Origin of the sequence: Bacillus sp. AP50 (genome assembly GCF_040492675.1) — a bacterium.
GTDB classification, from domain to species: Bacteria; Bacillota; Bacilli; order Bacillales; family Bacillaceae_G; genus Bacillus_A; species Bacillus_A cereus.
Window position 1 is genome coordinate 1 of sequence record NZ_JBEUTW010000671.1, and the last position, 3,853, is coordinate 3,853.

The following is a 3,853-nucleotide window of genomic DNA, read 5'->3' on the forward strand; positions in this document are numbered from 1 at the left end:
TTGGCGTTCTTTTACTTCGTCCATAATATTTTGGATGTGTTGCTCACGTAAAATCTCTTTCTGTGAAAGTTTACGTTTTTGAATGGTGATTGTTAAAAAGAATGCTTTAAATTTCATGAATATATTACCCCTTTAAAATATATTTTTAATACATTTGAGTGTAGTATGAACTTTTAATGTCAGTTATTTTATCAGTCAGTTGTTTTAACTGTTGTTTACGATTGATTTCAGTTTCAGATAAAATATTTTTTTGAAGTACAGTCGTAAAAAAGAAAATATGAAAAGTCATAAATGAATTCCTCCTTTCGAAAAGGAATTACAGGCGATCACAGTAAAGTGCTTGGCGCTCCTTAACATCATTCATAGCTTTTTCAATTTGCTCATTATGAAGAATTTCATCTTTGGAAATTATATTTCTTTGAATCGTAATACTTAAAAACAATACGCTAATAGTCATTGAATGTTGCTCCTTTCTTAGAAAAATAATGTAAGAGACTAAAAAATCGCGCAAAAAAACCACAGGAAGATACAGTTCTCCTATGGCTGGGCGTGAAAAAGCCACAGGAAAGTATACGGCCTCCTGTGGCGAATTTATGAATTAAATGAAATAAAGTACGATTTTCAATTCTCCATTAGGGTGGTCGAATTCATATTTAATTGTCCAGAAAACACAGGTGCAGTTAACGCTAAAGTTAATGCATGTAATTGTAATTTCATCATTTCCTTCGACCTCCTTTTAGAATTTTTTTCTTACGTTAGTAAGTATATACAATTAATGGATAATTGTAAACATAAAAAATGAAAATTTTTAATTTTGATTAAAATGCGTATATTTAAAAGGGATTTGAAAGTAAATATTGTAATTAACGAAATATCGATAAAAATGGGGGATGCTAAATGAAATATATGCATCATAACATGATCGTTATGCTAACAATTTTTTTATTCATTGCGGCTTGTTCTAATGGAGAAAGAATAAAAGATATATATGATATTAGGTCAGATGATTTTAAGAAATATACTGGGACATACGTTGGTAATAATTCAGATGTGGTTGCAATTGTTAATCATTTACCCGGTGGTGGAACAGTTCAAAGTATAAGTTTAGAAAATGAAAATATAAAAGTGAACTATGGCGCAAAAGAAAGTGGGGCTCTTACAGAAGAAATGATTGAGACGTATTGGTTTGATGAGAAGGATACGATGAAGAAGAATTTTTTCTTTAATGCTATATATTTAGTGATTTTAGTGCCAAATGCAAAAAGTTATGAGTTTCAGGTAGAGAATAAAAACTTTAAGATAACGAGGGAAGAAATGTTATCAATTTTGCATAGAATATTCGATGATTTTCCAAAAGAAAAAGATATATGGGATAAAAATAAAGTTATAAAGTTCTTTAACGGCAATGAAGAAAAAATTAAAATGCTTGTGGAAGATAAAGATTTTCGGAAATCTTTATTTGCTAAATATCCAGTGAGCCAGTTGAAATAATGGAGGGGAGAAGATGGAGTTAGTATACAAAATTTCTTATCATAGAATGCAGGATCATTATTTACCTAAGTTAGTACAGGCAATTAGGCTCGTTAGTGAAGAAGATTTGTGGAAACAAGAGACCGCTGTTAATTCAATTGGTGGAATCGTACTACATATTTGTGAACATTTACAGAGAAATACAAGGCGTTATAAGGGTCCCAATATAGTTTTTGAAAATGGAATTGAAGAATATTTTCCAATAAAACATTTAAGCTCCGAAACTTTGTTAAAAACTGTTGAAGAAATATTTGATGAGTGGGGAAAAGTATATATACAAGTATGGGAAGAAAAAAGGCATATTGATCTTCATAGTTTATTACATTTAGTGGAGCATACAAGTTATCATTTAGGGCAAATAGTAGATCGTACAAAGTCAATAAAGGGACAACAATTTAACTTTTGTCAAAATGGTATAAATGAAAAGAATTTGAGAACAAGAGTTGAAACTTCGAAATTTTAGAAAGAGAGTCATTCTTAAACGAATGATTCTCTTTTTTGTAAAAGAAATTTATGGAAAAAAACATTTTTATGTGATATGGTTAATTACATAAGTAATGAACCTATGAACCTAAGGTGGTGAAAGTGTGAAACCTACTCTGGAGCAAAATAAATTAATATACTTACAAATTGCAGAAACGATTGAATCTGATATTTTAAAAGACATATTGCTTGAAGAAGAACAAGTTCCATCGACAAATCAATTTGCGAAGATGTTACAAATAAATCCGGCTACTGCAGCTAAAGGGGTGAATGTATTAGTAGATGAGGGGATTTTATATAAAAAGAGAGGGATCGGAATGTTTGTTGCAAAGGGAGCGAAAGAAGTCGTACTAAAAAAAAGACAAAATACTTTTATGACTGAATATTTACCTAAAGTGTGGGAAGAAGCGAAAGTACTAGAAATATCAAAAAATGAATTGATGGATATGATTCAAAAGATTACGAAGGAGGGGAAAGAGGGATGATTGCACTTGAAACGAAAGATGTAACGAAAAAATATAAAAAGAAAATAGCTGTAAATGAAGTAACGATTTCATTGGAAGAGCATAAAATATATGGTTTGCTTGGAAGGAACGGAGCAGGGAAAACGACACTATTAAATTTACTTGCAGGTCAAATTACTTCAAGTAGTGGAAGCATATCAATATTTGGTGAACATGTTTTTGAGAATAGTAAAGCGATGCAAAATATTTGTTTTGTTAAAGTGAAAGAAGCTGCATATCTAAATAATAAAGTTAAAGAGATTTTTAATTTATGTAACATGTTTTATAAAAACTGGGATCAAAAGTTTGCTGAAGAACTTGCTAGGAAATTTCAACTTAATTTGAAAGAAAAATATCATAAATTATCACACGGAATGCAAACTGTTGTCGGAATCATTCAAGGATTAGCAAGTAGAGCACCTATTACTATTTTTGATGAACCAACTACAGGTTTAGACGCAGCGCACCGTGAATTATTTTATAGTCTACTACTAGAAGATTACGGTGAGCATCCACGAACAATTATATTATCAACACATTTAGTAGAAGAAGTAACTCATGTTATTGAAGATGTAATCATCATAAAAGAAGGTGCACTTGTTGTTCAATCATCAGTGGAAGATTTATTACGACAAGGTCATATTATTTCAGGAAAAAAAGATAAAGTGGATGAGTTTTCAATCAATAAAAAAGTAATAAATCGAGAAGTTTATGGAAATAAGAGGATTTCTGTTATATGGGAAGAACTTTCTAATGAAGATTATTACTCTCTTGAAAAAGAAGGGTTATCAATTGATAGAATTACATTACAAAAACTATTTATTCATATAACTGGTGGTGAAATAAAATGACGATGTTAATGAAGCAGTTGAAGTTACATATAAAATATCAGTATAAAGCCATTCTTATCTTTTGGACTGTGGCATTACTTATAAAAGGGACAATGACTGCAACTGATTTAAAGGGAATAAAGGTAGCATTTTTACATGATATTTTCAATAATTCATCAATTGTAATCGTAATGTTTATTGTGATAAGCGTGTTTCTTATTCAACTTGATATTTTTCCTACAGTCGTCTCGTTTGGTGTCACTAGGTTGCAATTTTTGATTGGTTCAATATGTTTTAATTTATTGCAATCAGCATTGTTTTCATGTCTTCAAGCTTTGTTTTTACAGGATACATTTTATAAAACAGAACATGTAAATTTAGGAGCATCTGCAATTGAACAATTCTTTGTACAATTCATATTTTATAGTACATTAGCTTGTTTATTCCAATCAACAACTATTGTTCAGAAAAGATTTAATTGGTTCGGATTGGCCTTTAGTATAATAG

General features: G+C 30.1%; 8 protein-coding genes. 5 read left to right on the forward strand and 3 right to left on the reverse strand.

What is annotated here, in order from left to right:
• From ABWK52_RS28210 to ABWK52_RS28220, 3 genes are all read right to left on the reverse strand, one after another.
• The coding region (locus tag ABWK52_RS28210; RefSeq protein WP_076876373.1) for a YrzI family small protein at positions 1-117 on the reverse strand (117 nt) is incomplete at its 3' end.
• 28 nt (positions 118-145) lie between these two features.
• Positions 146-289 (reverse strand): YrzI family small protein, encoded by a 144-nt coding sequence (locus ABWK52_RS28215; protein ID WP_000142714.1) that lies wholly within the window; start codon positions 287-289, stop codon positions 146-148.
• Between the two features lie 27 nt (positions 290-316).
• The gene (locus ABWK52_RS28220) at positions 317-457 is read right to left on the reverse strand and encodes a YrzI family small protein (protein ID WP_000156177.1); all 141 of its coding nucleotides are present in this window, start codon (positions 455-457) and stop codon (positions 317-319) included.
• Between the two features lie 440 nt (positions 458-897).
• On the opposite strand from ABWK52_RS28220, the gene ABWK52_RS28225 reads away from it, so the two are divergent.
• The 5 genes from ABWK52_RS28225 to ABWK52_RS28245 all read left to right on the forward strand — a co-directional run.
• The gene (locus ABWK52_RS28225; protein WP_000876536.1) at positions 898-1,491 is read left to right on the forward strand and encodes a DUF4825 domain-containing protein; all 594 of its coding nucleotides are present in this window, start codon (positions 898-900) and stop codon (positions 1,489-1,491) included.
• A gap of 13 nt (positions 1,492-1,504) precedes the next feature.
• Positions 1,505-1,993 carry a hypothetical protein gene (locus ABWK52_RS28230; protein WP_048567574.1) on the forward strand — a complete coding sequence of 163 codons (489 nt, stop codon included), beginning with the start codon at positions 1,505-1,507 and terminating at the stop codon, positions 1,991-1,993.
• Positions 1,994-2,117: 124 nt separating this feature from the next.
• Positions 2,118-2,498 carry a GntR family transcriptional regulator gene (locus ABWK52_RS28235; protein ID WP_000805199.1) on the forward strand — a complete coding sequence of 127 codons (381 nt, stop codon included), beginning with the start codon at positions 2,118-2,120 and terminating at the stop codon, positions 2,496-2,498.
• The gene (locus ABWK52_RS28240) at positions 2,495-3,367 is read left to right on the forward strand and encodes an ATP-binding cassette domain-containing protein (RefSeq protein WP_000560916.1); all 873 of its coding nucleotides are present in this window, start codon (positions 2,495-2,497) and stop codon (positions 3,365-3,367) included. Before ABWK52_RS28235 ends, ABWK52_RS28240 begins: the two co-directional genes overlap by 4 nt.
• A partial coding sequence (locus ABWK52_RS28245; protein WP_353772318.1) for a DUF4052 family protein occupies positions 3,364-3,853 on the forward strand: 490 nt, incomplete at its 3' end. The genes ABWK52_RS28240 and ABWK52_RS28245, both read left to right, overlap by 4 nt.

Bases quoted from the DNA above. Each gene is read 5' to 3' on its own strand.
- ABWK52_RS28215 (WP_000142714.1), bottom strand. From the start codon at position 289: ATGACTTTTCATATTTTCTTTTTTACGACTGTACTTCAAAAAAATATT.
- ABWK52_RS28220 (WP_000156177.1), bottom strand. From the start codon at position 457: ATGACTATTAGCGTATTGTTTTTAAGTATTACGATTCAAAGAAATATA.
- ABWK52_RS28225 (WP_000876536.1), top strand. From the start codon at position 898: ATGAAATATATGCATCATAACATGATCGTTATGCTAACAATTTTTTTA.
- ABWK52_RS28230 (WP_048567574.1), top strand. From the start codon at position 1,505: ATGGAGTTAGTATACAAAATTTCTTATCATAGAATGCAGGATCATTAT.
- ABWK52_RS28240 (WP_000560916.1), top strand. From the start codon at position 2,495: ATGATTGCACTTGAAACGAAAGATGTAACGAAAAAATATAAAAAGAAA.